This is a genomic window from Kaistella sp. 97-N-M2 (assembly GCF_021513235.1).
GTDB lineage: Bacteria > Bacteroidota > Bacteroidia > Flavobacteriales > Weeksellaceae > Kaistella.
On the sequence record NZ_CP090976.1, the window covers coordinates 2068643 to 2092858 of the forward strand.

Annotated in this window: 18 protein-coding genes; 9 read left to right on the plus strand and 9 right to left on the minus strand. The window is 40.5% G+C overall.

Annotated features, from left to right (window positions below):
• Nucleotides 1-59 precede the first annotated feature (59 nt).
• The gene (locus tag L0B70_RS09665; protein WP_235141593.1) at nucleotides 60-1052 is read left to right on the plus strand and encodes a DMT family transporter; all 993 of its coding nucleotides are present in this window, start codon (nucleotides 60-62) and stop codon (nucleotides 1050-1052) included.
• Nucleotides 1053-1080: 28 nt separating this feature from the next.
• On the opposite strand, the gene L0B70_RS09670 is transcribed toward L0B70_RS09665, so the two are convergent.
• Entirely contained in the window at nucleotides 1081-2166 is a 1086-nt protein-coding gene (locus L0B70_RS09670; protein WP_235141594.1) for an endonuclease/exonuclease/phosphatase family protein, read from the minus strand.
• A gap of 201 nt (nucleotides 2167-2367) precedes the next feature.
• Here L0B70_RS09670 and L0B70_RS09675 point away from each other — a divergent pair, with 201 nt between their 5' ends.
• Nucleotides 2368-3345, plus strand: coding sequence for a L,D-transpeptidase (locus L0B70_RS09675; RefSeq protein WP_235141595.1), 978 nt, complete (start codon nucleotides 2368-2370; stop codon nucleotides 3343-3345).
• Here L0B70_RS09675 and L0B70_RS09680 read toward each other — a convergent pair.
• Nucleotides 3303-3869: a hypothetical protein gene (locus L0B70_RS09680; RefSeq protein WP_235141596.1), complete on the minus strand. Its 567-nt coding sequence runs from the start codon at nucleotides 3867-3869 to the stop codon at nucleotides 3303-3305. The genes L0B70_RS09675 and L0B70_RS09680 overlap by 43 nt on opposite strands.
• Nucleotides 3859-5127: an aspartyl protease family protein gene (locus L0B70_RS09685; RefSeq protein WP_235141597.1), complete on the minus strand. Its 1269-nt coding sequence runs from the start codon at nucleotides 5125-5127 to the stop codon at nucleotides 3859-3861. The genes L0B70_RS09680 and L0B70_RS09685 overlap by 11 nt, the downstream gene beginning before the upstream one ends.
• A gap of 155 nt (nucleotides 5128-5282) precedes the next feature.
• On the opposite strand from L0B70_RS09685, the gene L0B70_RS09690 reads away from it, so the two are divergent.
• Nucleotides 5283-7826 (plus strand): phosphoenolpyruvate carboxylase, encoded by a 2544-nt coding sequence (locus L0B70_RS09690; RefSeq protein WP_235141598.1) that lies wholly within the window; start codon nucleotides 5283-5285, stop codon nucleotides 7824-7826.
• 328 nt (nucleotides 7827-8154) lie between these two features.
• Here L0B70_RS09690 and L0B70_RS09695 read toward each other — a convergent pair whose 3' ends face one another.
• Nucleotides 8155-9762 (minus strand): S8 family peptidase, encoded by a 1608-nt coding sequence (locus tag L0B70_RS09695; RefSeq protein ID WP_235141599.1) that lies wholly within the window; start codon nucleotides 9760-9762, stop codon nucleotides 8155-8157.
• A 256-nt stretch (nucleotides 9763-10018) separates the two neighbouring features.
• Between L0B70_RS09695 and L0B70_RS09700 the strand changes: the two genes are divergently transcribed.
• Nucleotides 10019-11152 carry a DegT/DnrJ/EryC1/StrS aminotransferase family protein gene (locus tag L0B70_RS09700; RefSeq protein WP_235141600.1) on the plus strand — a complete coding sequence of 378 codons (1134 nt, stop codon included), beginning with the start codon at nucleotides 10019-10021 and terminating at the stop codon, nucleotides 11150-11152.
• Nucleotides 11152-12174, plus strand: a complete 1023-nt coding sequence (gene galE, locus L0B70_RS09705; RefSeq protein WP_235141601.1) for a UDP-glucose 4-epimerase GalE — start codon at nucleotides 11152-11154, stop codon at nucleotides 12172-12174. Before L0B70_RS09700 ends, galE begins: the two co-directional genes overlap by 1 nt.
• Nucleotides 12175-12277: 103 nt before the next feature.
• On the opposite strand, the gene L0B70_RS09710 is transcribed toward galE, so the two are convergent.
• From L0B70_RS09710 to pnuC, 4 genes are all read right to left on the minus strand, one after another.
• Nucleotides 12278-14866 (minus strand): TonB-dependent receptor domain-containing protein, encoded by a 2589-nt coding sequence (locus L0B70_RS09710; protein WP_235141602.1) that lies wholly within the window; start codon nucleotides 14864-14866, stop codon nucleotides 12278-12280.
• 117 nt (nucleotides 14867-14983) lie between these two features.
• A complete protein-coding gene (gene mltG, locus L0B70_RS09715) occupies nucleotides 14984-16021 on the minus strand; it encodes an endolytic transglycosylase MltG (RefSeq protein WP_235141603.1) in 1038 nt (345 codons plus the stop codon).
• Between the two features lie 20 nt (nucleotides 16022-16041).
• Complete coding sequence (dapF, locus tag L0B70_RS09720; RefSeq protein WP_235141604.1) at nucleotides 16042-16818, minus strand: diaminopimelate epimerase; 777 nt, start codon at nucleotides 16816-16818, stop codon at nucleotides 16042-16044.
• Nucleotides 16819-16914: 96 nt separating this feature from the next.
• Nucleotides 16915-17586, minus strand: coding sequence for a nicotinamide riboside transporter PnuC (pnuC, locus tag L0B70_RS09725; RefSeq protein WP_235141605.1), 672 nt, complete (start codon nucleotides 17584-17586; stop codon nucleotides 16915-16917).
• 370 nt (nucleotides 17587-17956) lie between these two features.
• Here pnuC and L0B70_RS09730 point away from each other — a divergent pair, with 370 nt between their 5' ends.
• The 4 genes from L0B70_RS09730 (at nucleotide 17957) to L0B70_RS09745 (ending at nucleotide 22778) form a co-directional block, all read left to right on the plus strand.
• Nucleotides 17957-19435 (plus strand): amino acid permease, encoded by a 1479-nt coding sequence (locus tag L0B70_RS09730; protein ID WP_235141606.1) that lies wholly within the window; start codon nucleotides 17957-17959, stop codon nucleotides 19433-19435.
• A 314-nt stretch (nucleotides 19436-19749) separates the two neighbouring features.
• Nucleotides 19750-20616: a glycosyl hydrolase gene (locus L0B70_RS09735; RefSeq protein WP_235141607.1), complete on the plus strand. Its 867-nt coding sequence runs from the start codon at nucleotides 19750-19752 to the stop codon at nucleotides 20614-20616.
• A gap of 154 nt (nucleotides 20617-20770) precedes the next feature.
• Entirely contained in the window at nucleotides 20771-22129 is a 1359-nt protein-coding gene (gene hemN, locus L0B70_RS09740) for an oxygen-independent coproporphyrinogen III oxidase (RefSeq protein ID WP_235141608.1), read from the plus strand.
• Nucleotides 22130-22268: 139 nt separating this feature from the next.
• Nucleotides 22269-22778: a GNAT family N-acetyltransferase gene (locus L0B70_RS09745; protein WP_235141609.1), complete on the plus strand. Its 510-nt coding sequence runs from the start codon at nucleotides 22269-22271 to the stop codon at nucleotides 22776-22778.
• Nucleotides 22779-22837: 59 nt separating this feature from the next.
• On the opposite strand, the gene L0B70_RS09750 is transcribed toward L0B70_RS09745, so the two are convergent.
• On the minus strand, nucleotides 22838-24196 hold the full coding sequence (locus L0B70_RS09750; RefSeq protein ID WP_235141610.1) for a PQQ-dependent sugar dehydrogenase: 1359 nt from the start codon (nucleotides 24194-24196) through the stop codon (nucleotides 22838-22840).
• Between the last annotated feature and the right edge of the window lie 20 nt (nucleotides 24197-24216).

The following is a 24216-nucleotide window of genomic DNA, read 5'->3' on the forward strand; positions in this document are numbered from 1 at the left end:
TTATTCAGTTTTTACTGTAGAAATTTATAAAAACGTAAGTTTGCAGGCTGAAAAATAAAATGGAGAAGAAAAGTATAATAAAAGGGGTCATTTTCGTTGCGCTCGGGGCAAGTATTTTTGGAATGTTGGCAACGTTTGTAAAATTGTCTTATAAAGACGGCTACACCACGTCGGAGGTCACTACGGCACAATTTATTTTAGGACTTCTGGGTTTGCTCATATTAAATGTGATCCAAACCAAAACTTCAAAAAAAGAACTCGCAACGCCCACTGGAAAGGAGATCAAAATATTAATGCTCGCGGGAACATCTTTGGGATGTACAAGTCTTTTCTATTATCTCTGCGTTCAGTATATCAATGTTTCCATCGCCATTGTTTTATTAATGCAGTCGGTTTGGTTCAGTGTGGTGGTCGAAAGTTTGATCTCAAAGAAATTTCCGAACGCCAGAAAAGTAGTTGCGACAATCATCGTTTTAGTAGGAACATTGTTGGCTACCAATCTCATCAATCTTGAGGTGAAGCTGGACTGGCGCGGACTGTTTTGGGGATTGATGGCCGCTGCATCTTTTACCGCCACCATGTTTACATCGAACACTTTGGTAACGCATATTCCCGTGTTGCGAAAAAGTTTCGTAATGCTTTCGGGCGGGGCCGTAATCGTGTTTATCTTCTTATTTTTTGCGCAGATCGGGCCTTTGCATTTTGAGGCTTTAAAAAGTTTTTACCTGAATTTCACGGAAAATACGCAACATATAAGACCGTTCGATTTTTCTATACTTTACACGTACGGTTTTATTCTGGCTCTCTTCGGAACCATCATTCCGCCTACGTTGTTTAACCTCGGATTTCCGAGAACAGGTTTGGGTTTGGGAAGCATTATTTCGTCCCTGGAGCTGCCCGTTTCGGTTACCATGGCCTTTATTTTACTGGGCGAAAAAGTGGTTTTAATTCAGTGGTTGGGAATCCTCTTCATTCTCTTAGCCATTGTTTTGATGAATTTGCCGGCGAAAAAAAAGGCGATCTCGCCCGGTTTTGTTGAGGTGGAAAAATAGGCCGGACTTTGATGAAATTTTCCCTTTATTAATCTTCCGTTGCCACCGTTTCCCGGTCGGAAACTTCTTTTTGTCCGTCTGTAATCATTTCTTCTGCTTCAGCTTTTTCTTCGGCATCGGCTTCCTCTGTTCGTTCTACCTGCGCTGAATTTTGGTGATCGATAAAAAATTCGCAGTAAACGGGAAGATGATCCGACCCGAAATTCTCCAGCGTTTTTAATTCTTCAATGAAAATATTTTCGCTGTGAAACATCAGATCAATTGGAAATCGCAACAGGCGATACTTCGCATGAAAAGTAGAAACAAAAGCATTGCCCACGCGTGGATCGATTAAATGACTGGTTTTTCGGAACAGCACCGATGATTTAGACCACGCCACATTGTTGAAATCCCCCACTACAATTACAGGATGAGCGAGGTCCTGTACTCTTTTTGCCACGCTCAGCAGGTCGCCGTCTCGCTCTTTCGAGGTTTCTTCTTCGGTTGGGCTTGGCGGCGGCGGATGGATTCCAAAAAATACGAATTTATAGCCGTCCTTCGTCAACAGTTCCACTTCGATGCTCGGAATGTCATCTGCGACAAAAAAGTGGGTTTTTGCGTTGGTAACTTTTGTTTTTGAGTAGAAATGCATCCCATACGTATTGTCGAGCGTAACCTTGTGTTGATATGGATATTCTTTTTCTAAAACACGCAGCGCGTTTTCCCAGCGATGATCGCTTTCCATCGTTAAAAAAATATCCGGTTCGTGTTTTCTGATCAGCTCAATAAATTGATCGTAATTTTTGTTGAACTGATAAATGTTCGCCGAGATGATTTTAATGATTTGCGAAGCTTTTTCGCCGGACCGAACAATCTTCTTAACGGGATAATAGCGCGTGTATCTGATGAGTGTGGCAGTATGAAAAATAATCATCGCCAGAAGAAGTCCCTGCGTGTACCACCAGAAATCAGCGTCATAAAGGAAAAAACCTGCTGCAAATGTGACGACCGTTATATAATTAAATTGAATTTTACCGAAATCGGCGACCCGAAAAACCCAGTGTGTACTTGGGACCTTGGGCAAAAGGGTAAGAATTAATAATAACAAAACCACCGACAGATAAGCTTCCCACATAATTTTTGATAATAATATTTAAAAATATACTTTTTTCTACCAAACTGCAAAATTCTCCTCCAAAAATGTATTTTCATCGGCGGAGGATAAATGAAAATGTGCAGTTCATCCTTTTTTTCCTGGGTGAGTCTTATGCAGAACAGAGTGATTATCTTTGTTAATGGTACCGTTCTTGCAAACGCAAGACAAAATATAACAAACATGCGCCATCAGAATCAAAGAATTCCTTTTTTAAGTTTATCAATTGCTTTCTTTTCTTTATCGATTATTATTCACTGTAAAAAAGATGCCGGCGCAAGACGAGAAAATGTCGGTACATCGAAAAAAGATTCTGTATTGGCCGCGAAAAAAGACTCTGCCCAAGCGGAAGCACAGAAGCCAAAGATCAACTATTCTGAATTTATATTTCCCGCGAAAAAGAAAGATTCGGCCATGGCGGTTTTCAACGATAAATTTTCCGCTGAAGAACGCTACACCATTTTGGCCTTGAACCGCCTGGATTCCAAAAATAAATGGCGTGCAGACACCCTGGCGGTTCCGGATAAAATAGATACGACATTAATGATGTATTCGCCGTTTCCCACGCATCTTGATATTTTAGATGAGGTTCATAAAATCGTTTTGTTTTCATATCCCATTCAGGCCTACGCGCTTTACGAAAAGGGAAAGCTTGTAAAATGGGGCCCAACGAGTTTAGGAAAGAAAAACGCACAAACAAAACGTGGATTAATGTTTGCGAACTGGAAGAAAGAACTTGCCATTTCTACCGTAGACAGCGACTGGAAGCTGCCATACAATTTCAACATTCACAATACCTTGGGCATTGGGTGGCACCAGTATGATTTACCGGGTTTTCCCGCCTCGCATTCGTGTTTACGACTTTTGGAAGATGATGCTAAATTTCTCTACAAATGGGCAGATCAATGGACGTTAAATAAAGGCGGCGCCTCTGTGAAAGCCAACGGAACACCGGTGATTGTTTATGGCGATTATAATTGGGGCGGCAAAAAACCCTGGAAAAACCTTGTTCAGGATCCGAAAGCTAACGATATTTCGATTGATGATTTAAACGGCATCATTAAACCCGATCTTTCCAAAATTCTGGAAGAACAAAAGAAAACCGATGAAGTGAAAACTCAGTTAGCCACCGCATCCGAAGCGGGACGACCTGCCGCGTAATCATTTTCAAAACTTTTGATGGATTCCTCCGCAAATTCGCGGAGTTGCTGCATTTCCTTTCTTGCCTTAATTTGCCCGAGCCGTGCTGCGGCATAAGTTGCGCCGAGGCAAAAAAGCGTAACAAATGAAGCTGAAAGCGCCCAGGGAAAATCGTTGCTTTTAATCTGTTTTTCGACGAACCAGATGGTGATAAAAACCATCCATAAGATTCCGAAAATAAAATAGAGGAACATAAAGAAGGTCCACACGGCAGAAGTAGGACCAAAGACACCGCGAATCACCGTCTTTTTCTCCTCTTCGTCGATGTTGGTGATGAGCGCCAGGCAGGGTTTCCAAAAATTATTATGCTCGGTTTTCACCGTGATGGTTGCAGCTTCGTTGTTTACATTTCCGCAATAATCTGCAGATTTTGCTTTCAGAAAGTTAACAAGCAGATCGCTGTACTTTTCACGACTGATGTCCGTAAAAATTTTGAATCGCGGTCGCGACCGAATGCTGTCTAAAACGGTTTCTTCAATTTGCATCTTGGTAGGGAATAGGGTCAACTAATATGATCTGTAAGGTCATTTTTTCTTTATTTCTTTCGATTTCAAAATTAAGATGGGTGCCGTCCTCCTGGCGCAACATGTCGTTAATTTTTTGCAGTGTAAGATCGCCCGCTTTTCGTTTATTAATACTGATTATCTGATCGCCCTTCATCATGCCGGAGGCTGCGCAAGGTGATGCTTTTCGGCAACCTGCGACGGAATATTGGGGTTTCAGTACAAAGTTATATTTAAAAGTGCTGGCTAATTCCAAATTGACGTTTGTATCGCTGTTTTTATCATTGCGAATCGTTTCTACTTTTACGATATCCTTTTCCCAGGTCATGCCATCGTGCTGAATATCCAAACCGCTTTTGTTGAATAAAAAAGGATCGTCGAAATGCTTGTTTTTTTTTAGGTAAATTTTATTTTCGGGATAATCGAAAATAATGGTAAACCGCCGCAAAATATCACTTCCGATGGAACCTTTCCGATCCGGCACAATTCGTAAACTTTGAATAGAATATTCGTCGGGCATCGCCGCTAAAGGTTTTATAAAAGAATAGTCTCCCAGATAAAGACCGTGAATCCGGCTTCTTTTGCCGAAAATATCACCGTTAAATCCCTGGCCCAAATAATCTTCGATATTCGGACGGTTATAAACAAAATCTTTAATTAATTTAGGAAAGAGCCAAACGGCGTCGCTGTTACCGAGATCCAACAGCATTTTTGAGGAAACTTTCTGGTTGGTCATTTCAACGTCGGCCATGATGTAAGGTTTGCTGCTCTCAATGGAAATGCTGAATTCTTCAAACCTTTTTTTCCGTTTCTGAACACTCGCGTCGTCATTATAAACCGTTATTTTTTTTGATATATAATCAATTTGTACCGCGTGATTTTTAAAAAACTGATAGCCAATAATTCCATTTACAGGAATGCCCACATGGGAAGAAAAATTAATGCTTTCATCTAAAATTATAAAAACCGTATGTTGCAGATCTGTAAAATCTTTACCAATTTTAACGATGTTGTTGTCGGAGCTCAAACCTTCAATATTCTTATTTTCGCCCAGGCCCGAAAATTTAATTTTCGCCACGTCGTTAAAGTTAATTTCTTTATCATCTAAACTGAAAAGAATTGTTTCGCGTACGCCGGAATCCAGGAGAAAAGTCACATCCACACCATTAATATTCAGCGGTATAAAAATTAAATTATTAATAAGCTGAAAAGGAATGACGGTTTTCTTTTGATGGGTCATCTCAAAACCATTTTGCCCCCAATAAAATGAAAAAAAGAGCAGGAATATGATTTTTACCAATTTCATGCAATGAAGGTACAATTTTGCTGCGAAATCTCCCGTAATTTTAACCAAAATTGCGAGGGATGAAATTTTAAAAAGCCTAAATTTGTTGCATGCGATACGAAGAAAAAACAGAAAAATTCCGCCAGCTGGTGCAGAATAAATTCCAGATCTACAACTCCCTTTTTATGAGTTTGCCCTACGATAAAATGAGTAATATTGGGATGCTCCTGCCTTTTTTATATGAAGAAAGCAAAACGGGATATGAGAAAGGTCAAAACCCGGAAGAAATAATGGAAGCTTTTTTCCAAAAACACACCGAACTGAGAACGGAGGAGCAGAAAACGGAACTTCTTTTTAAGATCATTCAGTATATCGAAAGGCAGGTGGTTTTGTTTGACAGCATTGAAGATGCGGCGTTTGCCGAACTTCATTCCGAAAGCGATGCGGGCACTTTACTGCAGCTGCACGAAAGAGCTTCGCAGGAACATCTTTTAGACAAGACGAGAGAAAAAATGAAGGATTTTGCCATAAAAGTCGTCTTCACCGCGCATCCCACGCAGTTTTACCCGAACGCGGTGCAGCGGATTCTGCACGATTTACGGTCGGCGATTATGAAAGATTCGGTAAGTGAAATTGATATGCTTTTGCAGCAGCTGGGTAAAACACCGTTCGTCAACAAAGAAAAACCCACGCCGCTGGACGAAGCCATGAGCATTATTTTCTATTTGCGCTATGTTTATTACGATACGATTGGCGAACTCTATAAAAAACTCAAGACCTCTTTTGAAAACAAATCTTTTACGCCAAATCAGGATATGATTCAGCTGGGTTTTTGGCCGGGCGGCGACCGCGATGGAAATCCTTTCGTTACCGCCGACATCACGAAGAAAGTGGCTGCCGAACTGCATTTTTCTATTTTGAAATCGTATTATGAGCATTTAAAAAATTTAAGAAGAAGATTGAGTTTCCGCGGTGTTTCGGAAATTTTAGAAGCTTTAAGCCATCAGCTTTACGACTCCATATTTAAAGAAGATTACACGATTACTTCCGACCAAATTTTAGAACATTTAAGCAAAGCGGAAAACATCATCACCCGGGATCACAACGGATTATTTCTGAATCTTCTGGAAGATTTCAAAGACCGTGTAAAAATTTTCGGGACGCACTTTGCCACCTTAGATGTTCGCCAGGACAGCCGCGTTCATCAGGAAATCATCGATGAGATTATCTCGCAAAAATCTGGTTTATCCAATGAAAATCTTTCAACCGAAGAAAAATTGAAATGGCTGTTAGAAACGGATGTTATTTTAAAGCCGGAAGAATTCGACGGCATTACAAAAGATACCTTAGAGAACATTCACAACATTAAAGAGATTCAGAAAAGAAATGGCGAACGCGGGATGAGCCGCTATATTATTTCCAACTCCGACCATATTAAAGATGTGCTGAACGTTTTTGCACTTTTCCGCCTGTGCGGTTATAAAGAGGAAGAAATTCGCATGGATATCGTTCCGCTTTTTGAAACTATGGAAGGTTTGAATGCGGGCGAGAACGTGATGCGGCGGTTGTATGAACTTCCTGTGTACCGAAAACATCTGGACCGGCGTGGGAAAGAGCAAACTATTATGCTTGGTTTTTCCGACGGCACAAAAGATGGCGGTTATCTGAAAGCCAACTGGGAGATTTACGAAACCAAAGAACAGCTCACCAAAGTGTCGGAAGATTATGACGTAAAAGTAGTTTTCTTCGATGGCCGCGGCGGACCACCCGCGCGAGGTGGCGGAAAAACGCACGATTTTTATGCTTCGCAGGGAAAAACGATCGCGAATAATAAAATTGAAATTACCATTCAGGGCCAAACCATAACGAGCGTTTTTGGCAATAAAGATCAGGCGAAATATAATTTCGAACAGTTGCTTACCGCCGGAATTGAGAACGACGTTTTCAAAAATTCAAAAAAAGATTTAAGCGAGAAAGAGCGAAAACTCATTGAAGAACTTGCCGACATCAGCTTTATTAAATATTCAGATCTAAAGGCGCATCCCATGTTTGTGCCCTATCTCCAGGAAATGAGCACGCTGGAATATTACGGCAAAACGAATATCGGCAGCCGCCCGACAAAGAGAGGTGCTGGCAACAAAATCCGCTTCGAAGATCTGCGTGCCATCCCTTTTGTCGGGTCCTGGAGCCAGCTGAAGCAAAATGTCCCCGGATTTTTCGGCTTTGGATTTGCGCTGAATTCTTTGAAAAAAGACGGTCGTTTCGAAGAAGTTGCCGCACTTTACAAAGGTTCGGATTTCTTTAAAACTTTGGTTTTAAATTCCATGATGAGCATGAATAAATCCTATTTTCCGCTTACCTATTACATGAAAAAAAACGAAAAATTTGGGGAGTTTTGGACGATTTTATTTGAAGAATTTGAATTGTCGAAAGCATTAATGCTGGAATTAACAGGCTTTAAAATGCTGATGGAAGAGGAACCACTTTCCAGAAAATCTGTGAAAATAAGGGAGAAAATCGTGCTACCACTTTTGAGCATTCAACAATATGCGCTGATGAAAATTCAAAAAGAAGAAGGCAACCGCGACGCGTATGAAAAACTTGTTATGCGTTCGCTTTTTGGAAATATTAATGCAAGCCGGAACTCTGCCTAAAACGTTTTAATTAGTTTTAAACCAACCGGTGCCCAGATAAAATCTTCCACAGGAAGAACAGAAACATTCTGTGAAAATTTCGTAGGATTGATGTTCCTTAATAAACAGCCGAAGAATCGTTTACCGCGGGGATTTCCTGAAAAGTCTTTTTGTTCGAACGATAATTTTGCCGTTGTCAATGTCTTCAATTTTGCACTATCTGAAGCTTAGTAATTTTATCTTTTTTAAAAAGCAAATATTTTCATTTTTTTCTAATTTAATAGTGTTGCAATAAAAAAGACTTTCAAAAGTGAAGGTCTTGTTGTGATGGAATATTTAGTTTAATTCATTACTGCTTCAGGATTTTCTCAATGAATTCGTTTTTGTCCGTTTTTATTTTTATAAAATAAACACCTTTTGCAACACGATCAATATTATTAGTTTTATCATTAGTCAGCGCCTGAATTTTTCTGCCCAAAACATCATACAGATCGACTGAAAGTATTTTCTCGGCGGTAGAAATAGTAAAGGTAGATTTCACGGGATTTGGATAAATTTTAAGAGAAGATTTCGTGCTGCTTTCGCCCGTTGCTAACTGTGCTGTTGTGAGCGAATTGCCAAAATTTAAAATTCCGTAACCCATCGGATCCGTATGGTTCGGGTACAATGACGATTTTTCGCGCAGCAGATTTCGAACTTCGGTTAAAGATTTTGTCGGGATCGCCTGGAGCAAACATGCCACGCCACCTGCCGCGAGCGGTGTCGCGAAGGATGTTCCACTGTTGGTTGTTGCACCGTTGTTGTAACCCATCGCAGTGGAGCTTCCGCGCGCACTGGCATCTGGCTTAATGATTCCCACGGAATTCGGCCCGTACGAAGAAAAAGAAGAACTCGCTCCGGAAGAATTCACGGCGCCAACCGTAAAAACTTTTTCGTTATCTGCAGGTGTTATGATGTAATGCCAGGAGTTTTGTGCTTCGTTTCCGGCGGCCGCAAGTACAAAAATGCCTTTTTCGACGGCAATCTGCGCCGCCCTTGCGATAAATGAAGTGGTGCCATTCATATCGGAATACAGTAAATTATACCGTGAGTCATCAAAATCGTAGTATCCAAGCGAGGTTGTAATGACGTCGACCCCTTTGCGGTCGGCCTCTTCGGCAGCTTCCGTCCAGTATAATTGTTCTTCGGGAATTTCATTTACCGCATCTTCCGACGCATACAAATAGAAATCTGCATCAGGCGCCGAGCCGACAAAAGTATTATTTACATAGCCTGCGATGGTTCCCAAACAGTACGAACCGTGATTATTCAGAGAATAAGAATAGATATCGGCGTTTTTATTGATAAAATTATAGCCGCCTTTTATCTGGCCATTATTTCGGATTCGGGCGTACGCAGATCCTGTGTTCACGGTTGGAAAACCCGTATCGATAATGGCGATCGTCACGCCGGCTCCGGTGTAACCAGCGATATGAAGGGGCCGAAGGTTGATCTGATTAATTTGCGACAGACCCGTGCCGTAATTAAAATCTGTTTTTCCGATGGTGTTATTAAATTCATCGAACTTGTTTACCTTTTTACCGTCGTTTTTTCCACCGTTCGGATGTTTGATGAAACTTTCCACAGACTGCACAAAAGATAGCGTTTGAAGTTGCATAATCTGCGCCGCAGTAGCATTTACCGCGACGCCGTTCAGCCATTTTGAATAGTCCGTAACCACGTAGCCGAGATCTCTCACATTCTGTATGTAGGAAGCTTCGACAGGCGCATCCTGATCATTCAGCGCAATTCCTAATCTTGTTCTTCGGTCTAAAGATTTTTGCGAAAGTTCGATCGACGGATTAGCATAGAAGGCTGCTTTGTTCGGTTTATCCTTAAAGAACACGAAAACAAGTTCGGTCTGCGCATTTGAGAAGGTAAAGACGAGAAAGATAAAAACCGATAGTATTTTTTTCATAGGAGTAATTGTTTTATGACAGCAAATATAAGAAATTGGTAAAAAAAGCGTAATAAATTTTAACATTTATTTACATAGTAATATTGATATGCGGTGTTGTTTGGTTTATTATTAATTTCTTCGATAATAATTTCTGAACTTCGCTACAACTTCTTTTTTTAATTTTTAAAACAATCATTAACTTACCTCCGGAAAAACAATGATGCTTTAAATTTTTTCAAAACCTTAATTTTCCTAAATTTGAACAAATATTTTTATGAAAAAAATTCAGATGGTTGACCTCCAAAGTCAATACTATAAAATAAAAGCCGACGTAGATAATGCAGTTTTAAACGTCATCGATTCTGCAGCGTTTATCAACGGACCCGAAGTAAAATCTTTTCAGAATGAACTTCAGGAGTATTTAGACGTTAAACATGTTATTCCGTGTGCCAACGGTACCGATGCTTTACAGATTGCCTTGATGGCGCTGGATTTAAATGAAGGCGACGAAGTTATTACGGCAGATTTTACGTTTGCAGCCACGGTGGAAGTGGTACAGCTGCTGAAGCTAAAATCGGTTTTGATCGATGTTGACTACGATACTTTTACGATTGATATAGATCGTCTAAAAGCAGCCATCACCCCAAAAACAAAAGCCATTATTCCGGTGCACCTTTTCGGGCAGTGCTCCAATATGGAAGCGGTTTTGAACGTAGCAAAAGAACATAACCTTTTTGTAATCGAAGATAATGCGCAGGCCATTGGATCCGATTTTACTTTTTCTGATGGAAGCGTAAGAAAAGCCGGAACCATGGGTGTTTTAGGGACAACATCTTTTTTTCCCTCGAAGAATTTAGGTTGTTACGGCGACGGTGGTGCGATTTTTACCAATGATGATGAGCTGGCTCATAAAATAAGAGGAATCGTAAATCACGGAATGTACGAAAGATATTACCACGATGAGGTTGGCGTAAACTCGCGATTAGACAGTATTCAGGCGACGGTTTTACGGAAAAAACTTCCGCTTTTGGATGGTTATAATGATGCCAGACGAAAAGCCGCCGATTATTATGACGAAGCTTTTGCGGGGCAAAACAATATTCTAACGCCGAAACGAGCCGATTATAGCACGCACGTTTTTCATCAGTATACGTTAAGAATTACAAACGGAAAACGAAACGAGCTGCAACAGTTTCTCACCGAAAAAGAAATTCCCGCCATGATTTACTATCCTGTAGCTTTAAGAAAACAGAAAGCCTATTTTCAGGAAAGTGATCCGAAAGATTTTGTAAATACCGACAAATTACTGGATCAGGTAATTTCGCTTCCGATGCATACCGAACTTGAAGAAGAGCAACTGAAATATATTACAGATGCGGTTTTGGATTTTATGAATAAAAATAATTAATGGGTACAATACTGGTTACCGGCGGTCTCGGTTATATTGGTTCTCACACGGTTGTAGAACTTTTACAAAATAATTTTCAAGTCATCATTGTAGATGACCTTTCCAATTCTGAAAAATTTATCCTTGATAATATTGAAAAGGTCGCAGGAAAAAGACCCGTTTTTTTTCCTTTCGATCTTAAGAGAAAAGAATTGCTTTCGCAGGTGTTCGATGCCTATGAAATTGACGGTTGTATAAATTTTGCCGCTTTTAAAGCAGTAGGAGAGAGCCAGGAAAAACCTCTGGATTATTACGAGAACAATCTATTTTCTCTCATTAATATTCTGCAGGAATTCAAAAAAAGAAATATTTCAAACTTTATCTTCAGTTCTTCCTGCACGGTTTACGGCCAGGCTGATGCGCAACCCATCGATGAAAACACGCCTTTGAAACTGCCAGAATCTTCGTACGGAAAGACAAAGCAAATGGGCGAAGAAATTTTGAAAGATTTCGCCACGGCTTATCAAAAGAAAGTTTCATTATTAAGATATTTTAACCCCATCGGATCGCATCCCACAGCACTTCTCGGAGAGTTACCCATTGGCGTTCCCAACAACTTGGTTCCGTATGTTACGCAAACTGCTTCCGGAATCCGGGAGAAGCTATCCATCTGGGGAAATGATTATGAGACCCAGGATGGCACCGCCGTTCGTGATTATATTTATGTGGTGGATCTCGCGAAAGCTCATGTAAAAGCTTTGCAGAAACTCATGAACGAATCTTCCGACACCATTATTGATATTTATAATCTCGGCACCGGAAAAGGATCCTCGGTATTAGAAGTCGTCGAGGCTTTTGAAAGCGCAAACGACGTTAAAGTTCCCTATCAGATTTGTGAAAGAAGAGCGGGCGATATTACCATCGCATATGCCAATGCCGATAAAGCCGAAAGAGAACTGGGCTGGAAAGCGTCTACTTCCCTCGAAGAAGCTTTAAGAACAACCTGGGAATGGCAGAAATATCTGGAAAGCAGAAAATCATAACCTGATTACCGAAATCTGAAGTACAAAAATTCAAAAAGATCCTGAAAAAATTAATTTTCAGGATTTTTTATGGTTTTTTGAAAGGGATGTTACCCATTAAAACTTACATTGGGCCTTGATCCTCGTCTCCCGCAGCATTGCTGTTAATGTCTTTTCTGCGTTTTGGCTGATCTATTTTATCGCCCTGTTTGAAACGGTAGCTCAAAGAAATGCTGAACTGGCGTGGTTGCCACTGCATATAACTATACTGCGAGTAAGTCGCTGTAGTCTGGAAATTTTCCCGCGCCCGGGTATTGAAAATATCCTGAATGTTGAATGAGATCGTTCCGCTGCCTTTCCAAATGGTTTGGCTGGCTCCTAAATTAACAGCATACATCGGTTCCCTTTTCTGTTGAACGGTGTTTTGCGCGCCACGATAAAAGCCCTGAATCTGAAAACTTGTGGTTTTCGTTGGCTTAAACGTGTTGGTTAAGCGGAATCTTGTGGAAAAGCCATCGCCGGAAAAATCGATCTCTTTTGTGGGATCATCCGGGAAAAGATTATACGAACCTTCGTTTTTATAGCCGAACAGATCTGCACTTCCCATAATTTTCCACCATTTGAAGGGATCGTAAGTCGCATTCACATCTAACCCGTACTGGGCTTCGGTTCCTGCATTCACAGGCATCGTGTAAATTACTGTATTTCCATCGTCGTTAACGCCGGAATACTGGTAAAAGTTCACTTCATCTTCCGATTTTTTGAAGTATAAGGTCGGGTTGAAAGTAACTTTACTTTTCGATAAGTTGTACCCTAATTCAAAGGAGTTTTCATAAGTCGGATCTAAATTTGGATTACCGTTGAAAAGGTTACGGTTGTTGTTATACGACATAAAGGGAATGAGGAAGAAGGACCGCGGACGGTTAATTCTTCGCGAGTAGTTTAATAACAACTGATTGTTTTTATCCAGATCGTAACTTAAAAATACACTCGGGAAAAATTTAAGGTAGTTTTTATCAACGTCAATTTTCGCCACATCATTTAATTTTTTAAAATTAACATTGATGTCTGTATTTTCCGCGCGCAAACCTAACTGATAGCCAAAATTGTTTATTTTGCTTTTAAACTGCACATAACCCGCAAGGATGCTTTCGTTATAAGAAGTATCACTCGTGAAATCCGGTAAAATAGCCACCGGACCGTTATTTTCACTTTCATCTACATAATAATCGTAATCATTTTTGTTGGAATCGAAACGGGCGCCTGCTTCAAGTTTAGACGATTCACCAATCGGAAGTTCATAATCTGCCTTGGCTAAAAACGTCGTGTTGTCGGATTGGGTAAGAATATTGTTCAGCAGCGTTGTCGGCACATCCTTTTCGTTATCGAAACCATTTTCTGTTGTTACGGAATTTCCATCGCTTTTGTTTTTCTGATAACTTGTAGCGAGCGTAATAAGCTGTCCTTTATCACCGATTTTTTGGTCGAAACCTAAATCTGCCTGAAAAGAATTATTTCTGCTCGTTCCCACATTCAGGCGGTTGGTATACTGATCCTCTAAGGTATACGCAACATTTGGATATGCAGGATCCAATCTGTTTTTTATAATGATGTTATCGAAATAATTGGTCTCTCCGGTAGATTCGTTATTAAAATTTCTAAACATCACAGAGGCGTTCAAGGTCGATTTATCGGTAAGATCTACCAAAAATCCTGTTGTAACGTTGTAATTTTTATTTTCCCCTTTATTAATACCGGTTTGTACCGATTTCAGGGAGAAGCCGTCGTTCAGAGTTTCCGGGTTAAGAAAAGAATTGAATTCTGAATTATTGGTCGACTTATTTCTGCTGTAGCCACCGCCACCGTTAACGTAATACGTCCAGGCGCCTTTTCTCCAGCTTAAATTGGTGTTCAGTCTGGAAGTGGGCAAATAACCTAAAGTTCCCTCCACACTTCCGTTGAAACCTACTTTTTTCGATTTTTTCAGAATGATATTTAAAATACCGGCCGTGCCGCTTGCTTCATATTTGGAGGACGGATTGGTAATAACTTCAATTCGTTCAATCTGATCCGCCGGAATGGATTGTAGTGCATTTGCGCCATCATCAATTCCCAGCATGGAGGAAGGCTTCCCGTTGATCAAAAACCGCACGTTCGAGTTTCCGCGCATCGATACTGTTCCGTCCGTATCAACATCAACCGAGGGCACGTTGGCTAAAACATCCTGAAGATTTCCACCTTTAGCCACGATGTCTAAAGAAGGATCGTACACCTTTTTGTCGATTTCTACACGGTACGCTTTTACCGCCTGTGCAGTAATTACAACCCCCTGAATATCTGATGTTTTCGTATTGGTAATAGAGTTTTCCGGTTCCACAGAAAAACTTCCTAAACTTCCTGCCGCGGCAATTTGTCTGTTAAGCGTACCTTTTTTAAAATCGATCGCCTCAATGGTAATATCGTAATTACCAGGTGCCAGCGCGAGCTGATATGCTCCTTTTTCGTCCGTTAAAGTGGCATCGCTGAAAAGTTTGTCCGCTTTGTTGCTGAAAGATACCGACGCATAGGGCACCGCGTTGTTTTGCTTATCTACGATGGTTCCGCTGACGTTTACTTTTTGTTGTGCAAAGGCTAAACTTGCTGCCCCTAAGACAAGAGTTAACCCTAATGTCCTTTTTCTGATAATTGATGAAATCTCAATTCTGTTCCTCATAATCTTCTTTTAAACTATACTGATTCTTTTTTTCAAAAAGTTAAATTAAATGTTTGATTAATATTTAAATATTTTCGCAGGCTTCCCTTAAAAACTTAAGTATTTTAAATTGTTTTGCTATTTGATGTTTTTGGAATTCAGCCAGTCCTGATAGGCCTTCGCATTTTTTGCGTGTTCGGTGTCACTTGCCGTGAAACGGTGGAAACCAAATTTTTCCGGGTCTGCGGCCATAAAGATAAAATCGTTTTTTTCCGCATCCAGCACAGCCTCCACGGAATTTTTATCGACGATACAAATGGGTCCGGGCGGAATTCCCGCGGAAAAATAGGTGTTGTATGGCGAGGGTTCGCGCAAATGTTTGTAGAACACGCGACGCAGCGTCTCGCCCTGAAAATTATTGGCTTTGCTCACGGCGTAAATTACCGTTGGATCGCTCTGAAGTTTCATGCCTTTTCGGTACCGGTTTAAATATAATCCCGCAACTCTTTTCATTTCGTCGGGTTTGCCGCCGGTTTCTTTAAAAACCAAAGACGCAAGCGCATATATCTGATCTCTGCTTAAACCCGAACTTTTCTCTTTCGCTTTGCGGTCCGCGCTCCAAAAATCATTGTACTGATCTTCAAATTTTTTGAAAAATTCTTTTGGTGTTACCGTCCAGAAGAAGTTGTAGGTATCGATGAAGAAATATTTCTTCAGATCTTCGGCATTGGCGTAGCCTTTATCGGTGGCGATCTTATTTAAATCTGTGGCAAACTTTAAAGAATCGAGTTCTGTTTTTTTTGCCACTTTACCCACCATTTGATACACCGTGAAAAAGTCGCCGATCCGGAAGGTGTTTTCGGTTTGGTTTCCGGCTTTAATCATGTTAACAAGATCGGTATTGTTTGTCCCGGATTTTATATGATAGCGGCCAGCGTTGAAAAATTTATTTAGATTTTTAGTTTTTGCAACTTCTGCAAAGGTTTCTTTATTCTTTAAATATGGCGCAACAGAATCCAGAATGCTATTAAAATTCGCAGAATGCGGAATTAAAACGTAGCCTTCTTTTTCCACATTATTTCCGTAATATTTTTTGTAATACTGAAACCCGAAATAACCACCGATCAAAAAAATGAGCAATACTATGATCGAAATTATTCCTGAACTTTTTTTCATATATCTTTAAAATGAAAATGCTATAAATTAATTTTTCCTTTGAAAACCTGTGTTGCCGGACCTTCCAGCCAAATGTTTGTGTAGTTTTCGCCTACTTTGTCAGCATAAACTTTTAGCTTTCCACCCAAAACTTTTACATTCACCGAGGTTTCGTTTTTATCTTTAAAATAAACCAGGGCCGCAGCCGTTACGCCGGTTCCGCAACTGAACGTTTCATCTTCCACGCCGCGTTCGTAGGTTCTGATAAAAATCTCGTTTTCGCCGACTTCCTCTACAAAATTAACATTGATTCCTTCTGTGGAATAAGACGCAGAATTTCGGATTTTGTTACCATTTTCGTAAACTTTATAATCCTTTAACTTTTCGACGAAGGTTACGTAATGTGGCGAACCGGTATTCAACTCAAAATCGCCGCCGATATTTTTAATGGAATCTACGTCGATCATTTTCAGTTTTACGGTGCCGTTGTGGATTTCCGCTTCGTGCAAACCATCAATAGCTTCGAAAGTGGTTTTCATCTCAAAAATATCCAGAAAATTCGCAAAAGCGACAATGCACCGTCCACCGTTTCCGCACATGGTGCTTTCGTTTCCGTCGGAATTGTAATAAACCATTTTGAAATCGGCATTCTCGTCATTTTCCAGAAGAATTAAACCATCGCCACCAATACCGAAACGGCGGTCGCACAATTTTTCGATGAGGTCTTTGTCTTTCGGAAAGTCAAGATCACGATTGTCGATCATAACGAAATCGTTTCCAGTACCTTGGTATTTGTGAAATTCTACAGTTTTTTGCATAAAAAAAGCGGAAATACCGCTATTTATTTAGGTTCGCAAAGATAATCAAAATTGAGCGCACCGCTGAATGGATATCTGTTAATTAATTGCTAAAAATTAAGGCGAAGTTGGCGCGAAATGGTTCTTTTTCCATTCCAAATAACCGATAACAGCCATGGCTGTAAAAACAAAATACTGGAGGGAGGTAATTCCTAAGCCTTTGTAAATCATCATGGGAATGCAAATAAGATCGCCAACGATCCAAAAAATCCAGTTTTCAATTTTACGTTTTGCCATGAACCACATTCCGACGAGAAAGATTGCCGTGGTGAAGACATCCAGCCAGTTGGCCCAATCCAAATGATACAAACCGAGGGTTACGTTTTGCATGGAAAATAAATTATCGATGAATGGCTTGTAGTAGTAAACTGTGGTGACCAAAATCAGACTCAAAACAAACAAAATCCCCGCAAAGATCCATTCTTTTTTTGTTGCCCAGGAAACGTTGACGTGTACATGATCTTCCGAACTTTTTGCCCACAACACCCAACCGTACAAGCTCATCACTGTATAATAAAAGTTGATCATCATATCGCCGAGCAGGCCAAATTTGAAAAGAATGTAAACATAGAGTACTGTCGAAATTATTCCCGTTGGATAGACCCAAATGTTTTTTTTGATGGAAAAATAAACGCTTGAAATCCCAAAAATGGTGGCAATTGCTTCGAGAAGAATTTGGTAGGTTTGGTAAGATTCGTAAGGTTTGAGGAAGAGTTCGTGGAGATTCATGGGTTCAAAGATAAAGATTTTAGGAAAAAAATATGGACACCCTTTTACTGCAACATTTTGAGGTATCATTTTCCTGTGTAGAAGCTTAAAGCTCATTTGTGATCCGTTAATGTTGATTTCAGTAGAACGGATTCTTTTTTCATGAAGCAAAATGAAGGAACATTCGTTTAAAGTTTCGCTATAATTTGTCGTTCAATAATCAAACGCACGGGAAATTCACTCACTTAAAACTTAAATTTTACGGTTTTTCATTTTTATCATGAAAGTCAGGATTTTATCGCTTTCAAAAGCCTTAGCGAAAAAGATTTTGCCGATTTATACGTAATAATTACTAATTTTTTATATTTTTGGAAATCTTAAACAAAAAAAAATGTCAAATCTTTGGAAAACGAAATCCCTCAGTCAGCTCTTGCAAACGGCAGACGACTCGGAAAAGGGACTTAAAAGAACATTGAGTGCAGCCTCGCTCGTGGCTCTAGGTATTGGTGCTATTATTGGAGCCGGTTTATTTTCCCTTACCGGAATTGCAGCTGCAGATAATGCAGGACCTGCCGTAGTTTACTCCTTTATATTAGCGGCTTTGGGATGTGCGTTTGCCGGCCTTTGTTATGCCGAATTTGCCTCTATGATTCCTGTTGCAGGTAGTGCTTATACTTATTCTTATGCAACAATGGGCGAATTTATGGCCTGGATTATTGGATGGGATTTGGTTTTGGAATATGCGCTGGGCGCCGCCACCGTAGCCGCTTCTTGGTCGCAGTACGTGGCCAAATTTATGCTGAGTTTTGGGGTTACTTTGCCCAATTCCATATTACACGGACCCTGGGATGAAACTCCGGGCTATTTAAATTTACCTGCGATATTAATTATCTGCCTTCTTTCTCTTCTTCTAATAAAAGGAACGCGGGAATCTGCTTTTATAAACAACGTTCTGGTGATCTTGAAAGTTACCGTTGTTTTGGTATTTATTGCTTTAGGTTGGGGCTTCATCAACCCGGAAAATCATACGCCTTTCATCCCTATTAATGAAGGTGAAGTCCTGATGGATCAGGGTAAGCTGGGATTCTTTGAGTTTTTCCAAAGCGATTATTTTGGCCATTACGGCTGGAGTGGTATTTTACGAGGAGCCGGTGTTGTATTCTTTGCCTTTATCGGTTTTGATGCCGTAAGTACCGCCGCCCAGGAAGCTAAAAATCCGCAAAAAGGAATGCCAATTGGCATCATCGGTTCATTAATTATATGTACCATTTTATATGTGCTCTTTTCTTATGTTTTAACAGGTCTGGAAAATTATGTCAACTTCAAAGGTGACGCAAGTCCGGTAACCACTGCATTTGCGAAAACGGGTTATACCTTCCTCAATTCCGCATTAACCATCGCCATTATCGCGGGATATACTTCTGTAATGTTGGTGATGCTGATGGGGCAAAGCAGGGTTTTCTACAGCATGAGTGTGGATGGTTTGCTCCCAAAATTCTTCAGCGATGTGCATCCAAAATCAAGTACACCGTGGAAAACGAATTTGCTCTTCATGGTATTTGTAAGTTTATTTGCCGGCTTTGTACCGGTTTCAGATTTGGGGCATATGGTAAGTATCGGAACTTTATTTGCGTTTTCGCTTGTCTGCATCGGAGTTATCGTCATGAGAAAAACAAATCCGAACGCAGTTCGTGGTTTCAGAGTTCCGCTTGTTCCATTTCTACCGATTTTAGGTGTTGTAATCTGTGTCGCTTTAATGGCAGGTTTACCGAAAGAAAGTTGGGAACGACTGGCGATTTGGCTGGCTTTAGGCTTAATTATTTATTTTGCATACAGTAAGAAACATTCGAAACTGAATGATCAAAAATAACCAGTAAATCCCACCGTTTTTGGTGGGATTTTTTTGTCTATACTTTTAGGGAGCAATAGAGTAGACCTGTCTCCAAGTCACCTGGATTTATATGAGCAGCCTATTGTATTCCTATTCCTAAATTCTCTATTTTTGAGTAAATTAACGTTTTATGAAAAAGATTTTTCTCTTCCTCTTTTTTTTTAGTTTTAAATTTTTCCATCGCACAGAAAGTCGAATTTCAAACATTACTGAAAGACAAAATAAGCATTCGCGCTCTGCAAATTTATGATGGAAAGGTTTGGTATACCGGTACAGATTCTAAATTTGGTTATGTGAGTTTAAAGGATTCTGCAGATAAAGTGCAGACGAGATTATCGGAAAAAAAATTGGAGTTTAGAACTTTGGCGCAATCACCTGAATATTTTTATGCAGTTAATATTTTAAGTCCCGCTTACTTCTATAAAATCAACAAGAAAACACTCAAGACGTCGATTCTCCTCACAGACAATAAGAAAACGGCCTTCTTTGATGCTTTTGTTTTTGACCGATACGACAGAGGAGTTGCCGTTAGTGATCCCAATGAAAAAGGACGTGGAAATCCTATCATAATTTTGAAATCCGTTAATCCTCATAATCAGGCGAAAACTAACTTCCCAACATATTTCCCGGGTGAAGCTCATTTTGCGGCGAGCAATACCAATATCGCCGTGAAGAGCGGAAAAGTTTGGATTGCCACAGGCGGAACGCACGCACGCATTTTTAAATTTTCCTGGAGCAATCCTCTAAAGTGGGAAGCTTTTGAGACTCCTTTCGTCCAGGGAACTTCCTCCACCGGAATTTACTCCATCGACTTCTACGATAAAAACTTCGGAGTTGCCGTGGGTGGAGATTATACAAAACAAGCCGAAAACATCAACAACATCGCCACAACACACGATGGCGGTAAAACCTGGCAGATTCAGGCTTCCGGAAAAAACGGCGGCTACAAAACCTGCGTAAAATTCCGCCCCAATTCCAAAGGAAAAGATATTATTGCGGTTGGAGATCAAAACATCGAATTCTCCGCCGATTACGGCAAAACCTGGAAAACAATTTCCGAAGAAAAAGGATTATATGTCTGCGACTGGATCGATGAAAACACGCTTGTTTTCGCCGGGAAGGACAGGATTGTGAAGATGAATTTTCTCCCAAACAAATAAATTAAAAAATAAGCTTGTCAAAAACTGTTAAATCTCATCATCAGAATTTACAACTTCTATGCGATCATTTCGGCACTCGTAACTTATTTCGTATTTTTGCACCATGAAATTTCAGACTGAATTTCATCAATCTTTGTAAAAATTATTTTCCGAAATGAATTCTTTAATCGATAAATACAATATTCCCGGGCCTCGTTATACTTCTTATCCCACCGTTCCTTTTTGGGATGAAGCCAGTTTTACAGGCGATTTTTGGCAGCAATCCGTCCTCCGGACTTTTAATGAAACCAACGATTCCGAAGGGATTTCCGTTTATATTCATCTTCCTTTTTGCGAAGCATTATGCACGTTTTGTGCGTGCCATAAAAGAATTACGAAGCAGCATTCCGTAGAAACGCCTTATTTGGAAACCGTTTTAAAAGAATGGGATCTCTATGTAAAATTGTTTGGCAGAACACCCAAGATTAAGGAACTCCATTTGGGTGGTGGAACACCAACATTTTTTTCGCCGGAAAATCTGAGAATTTTACTGGAAGGAATTTTCTCTAAAGCCGAAATTGCAGAACATCCGGAATTTTCTTTTGAAGGTCATCCAAATAACACGACGAAAGCGCATTTGCAAACATTGTACGATTTAGGTTTCCGTCGCTGCAGTTTCGGCGTTCAGGATTATGATCCCGTTGTTCAAAAAGCCATCAACAGAATTCAGCCCTTCGAAAACGTGAAAAATGTGACGGAATGGGCAAGAGAAATCGGATACAAAGGCGTTTCCCACGATTTGGTATTCGGCCTTCCCTTTCATACCTGGGAAAAAATGGAATATTCCATCCGCAAAACTTTGGAATTAAAACCGGACCGGTTGGCGTTCTACTCTTACGCGCACGTTCCCTGGATCAAAGGCGTGGGACAAAGAGGTTTCGATGAAAATGATTTGCCGAGTGGCGAAGAAAAAAGAAAACTTTACGAAAACGGAAAAAAATTACTGCAGGAATTAGGATATATTGAGGTGGGAATGGATCATTTCGCGCTGGAGCACGACGATCTTTACCAGTCGATGTTGTCAGGAGATATTCACCGGAATTTTATGGGCTATTCTTCCAGCAAAACGCAATTGATGGTCGGTTTGGGAATGTCGGCAATTTCTGATTCCTGGTATGCCTTTGCGCAGAATAACAAAAGTGTCGAGGAATATCAGAATTTGGTGGAGCAGGGAATTATACCCGTGGTTAAAGGTCATATTCTAAACGATGAAGATCTGGTCATCCGGAAACATATTTTGAATTTAATGTGTCGCCTGGAAACCTCCTGGGATTTGCAAACCAGCTTCCCCGAAATCGAAAATGCTTTAAATTCCTTAAAAGAAATGGAAAAAGACGGTTTGGTTGAAATCTCCGGAAACAAAATTGCCATTACGGACAAAGGACGAGCTTTTACGAGAAATGTCGCGATGACTTTCGACTTAAGAATGCTTCGGAACAAACCCGAAACCCGAATTTTTTCGATGACCATTTAATCTTGTAAATCATGCAAAAACTAAAAGCGACTTTTAAAGCCGCTTTTTTTTTAAAATAATTTTGAGATAAAACTTATTTATTTTTTTTGAAGTATTTGATTATCTTTAAAGCAGTCCATATTTAAAAAAATTATATTTTATGACCATCTCCAACAGCACGCTCGATGATATTCCCGAAATTTTCCGCCTCTATCACCTCGCCACCGAATATCAGAAGGCAAAATTTCCCGGCAATGTCTGGCCCGAATTCGACGAGGATTTTATCGCCACCGAAGTGCTGGAAAACCGCCAGTTCAAACTGGTAATCAATCATGAGATTGCCTGCATTTGGTCGATCACCTACAATGATGCGCAGATTTGGGAAGAAAAAGAAAATAACGATGCCGTTTATCTTCACCGGATCGCAACCAATCCAAATTTCCGCGGATTGAATTTTGTTCAAATTATCGCCAACTGGGCGAAAGATTTTGGCCAAAAAGAAAACCGAAAATTCATCCGAATGGACACCTGCGGACAAAATGATCGCCTGATCAATCACTACAAAAACGCCGGATTTCAATTTTTAGGGATGAAAAAGCTGCAGGATGCTTCGGGCCTGCAGGAGCATTATCAAAATGCCGACGTTTGTTATTTTGAAATCGAACTTTAGAAAAAGCCTGAAAGCAAGACAACTTTGAACTGGGCGCGGATTTGTGTTGCTTCGCTGTTCTATTTTACTATCACCGTTTGCGAATACACTTTTAGATTATTGGATTTAATGATTACGAAATAAATACCCGTTTTTACGCCGGAAATATCAATGCTTCCATCATCACTCACTGGAACTTCCAAAACTTTTCTACCCTCTGCATTAATGAATTCTGCCGTATTGTTTTTCGTTTTCAACCCTTTCACGACTATTTTTTCCGTAGCCGGATTAGGATACATTTGAATTTGATCTTTACTGCTGGCGTCCGTTCCTAACGTCGTTGTTTTAATTTTGTATATAATGCCATTATTCACCGCTCCCACATACAATTCTTTTTGAGCATCTTCGCCGAAGGTGGCAAAATTATTCCCTGCGAATGCCGGCGACCAGGTGATGGAATTATCCGCGTTCAACAGACCGATCTGCGTGGAACAGTAATCTGCGAAAAAATATTTGCCCGCGAAAGCCGGATACTCTGTGCCGCGATAAACGTAACCGCCCGTGATCGAACATTTTCCGCCAGAGTGGTTATAAAATGCGAGCGGAAAAGTCATGGTTGCCATTGGGGCACAGCCGGCAGTGTTGTAAGCCGAGTTTCCTTCATAACACCGCCAACCGTAATTAATACCGGCTTGAGAGATCGGCATTTTATTAATTTCTTCGAATGAACCCTGACCGACGTCTGCGATCAGGACGTTTCCCGTGGTCAGATCGAAGGAAAATTTCCAGGCGTTTCGAAGGCCATAAGACCAGATTTCATCCGCGCCTGCCGTATTTGCAAAAGGATTGTCCGACGGAATATCATAATTTCCTGTGGAATTGACGTTGATGCGCAACATCTTTCCGAGCAGCGAATTTTTGTTCTGCGCGTTGTTGTTCGGATCGCCGCCGTTGCCGCCATCGCCCGTCGAAATCCATAAATTTCCGTCCGGTGCAAAGTGAATGCTGCCGCCGTTGTGATTATCGAAGGGTTTGGTAATGTTCAGCAGAATTTTTTCGGACGTAATATCCGCGACATCAGGATTTGTGCTGTTCACCGAATACCTTGCGAGTGTAATATTTCCCGCGGTATTGTTGTAGTATACATAAAAGTAGCCATTTGTGCTGTATTGCGGGTGAAAAGCCAAACCTAAAAGGCCGCGCTCTCCGTTGAAAGTGATCTTCGAACTCAAATTGATAAAGTTCGCAGCGTTCACCGTTCCGTTCGGCTGAACAATTTTGATCAACCCATTTTGCTGAACCACAAAAAGTCTTGTGTCGTTGGCATGTACAATCTCTACCGGACTGGTAAAGCCACTTGCGAAAGCTTCCAAAACAATATTCTGCGCGAAATAAATGGGGGAAGATAACGCCATGAAAATAAAGAGTAAATTTTTCATAATATTTTGGGTGTTAAGGT

Coding starts and splice junctions, on each gene's coding strand:
- L0B70_RS09665 (WP_235141593.1), top strand. CDS start 60: ATGGAGAAGAAAAGTATAATAAAAGGGGTCATTTTCGTTGCGCTCGGG.
- L0B70_RS09670 (WP_235141594.1), bottom strand. CDS start 2,166: ATGTGGGAAGCTTATCTGTCGGTGGTTTTGTTATTATTAATTCTTACC.
- L0B70_RS09675 (WP_235141595.1), top strand. CDS start 2,368: ATGCGCCATCAGAATCAAAGAATTCCTTTTTTAAGTTTATCAATTGCT.
- L0B70_RS09680 (WP_235141596.1), bottom strand. CDS start 3,869: ATGCAAATTGAAGAAACCGTTTTAGACAGCATTCGGTCGCGACCGCGA.
- L0B70_RS09685 (WP_235141597.1), bottom strand. CDS start 5,127: ATGACCCATCAAAAGAAAACCGTCATTCCTTTTCAGCTTATTAATAAT.
- L0B70_RS09690 (WP_235141598.1), top strand. CDS start 5,283: ATGCGATACGAAGAAAAAACAGAAAAATTCCGCCAGCTGGTGCAGAAT.
- L0B70_RS09695 (WP_235141599.1), bottom strand. CDS start 9,762: ATGAAAAAAATACTATCGGTTTTTATCTTTCTCGTCTTTACCTTCTCA.
- L0B70_RS09700 (WP_235141600.1), top strand. CDS start 10,019: ATGAAAAAAATTCAGATGGTTGACCTCCAAAGTCAATACTATAAAATA.
- galE (WP_235141601.1), top strand. CDS start 11,152: ATGGGTACAATACTGGTTACCGGCGGTCTCGGTTATATTGGTTCTCAC.
- L0B70_RS09710 (WP_235141602.1), bottom strand. CDS start 14,866: ATGAGGAACAGAATTGAGATTTCATCAATTATCAGAAAAAGGACATTA.
- mltG (WP_235141603.1), bottom strand. CDS start 16,021: ATGAAAAAAAGTTCAGGAATAATTTCGATCATAGTATTGCTCATTTTT.
- dapF (WP_235141604.1), bottom strand. CDS start 16,818: ATGCAAAAAACTGTAGAATTTCACAAATACCAAGGTACTGGAAACGAT.
- pnuC (WP_235141605.1), bottom strand. CDS start 17,586: ATGAATCTCCACGAACTCTTCCTCAAACCTTACGAATCTTACCAAACC.
- L0B70_RS09730 (WP_235141606.1), top strand. CDS start 17,957: ATGTCAAATCTTTGGAAAACGAAATCCCTCAGTCAGCTCTTGCAAACG.
- hemN (WP_235141608.1), top strand. CDS start 20,771: ATGAATTCTTTAATCGATAAATACAATATTCCCGGGCCTCGTTATACT.
- L0B70_RS09745 (WP_235141609.1), top strand. CDS start 22,269: ATGACCATCTCCAACAGCACGCTCGATGATATTCCCGAAATTTTCCGC.
- L0B70_RS09750 (WP_235141610.1), bottom strand. CDS start 24,196: ATGAAAAATTTACTCTTTATTTTCATGGCGTTATCTTCCCCCATTTAT.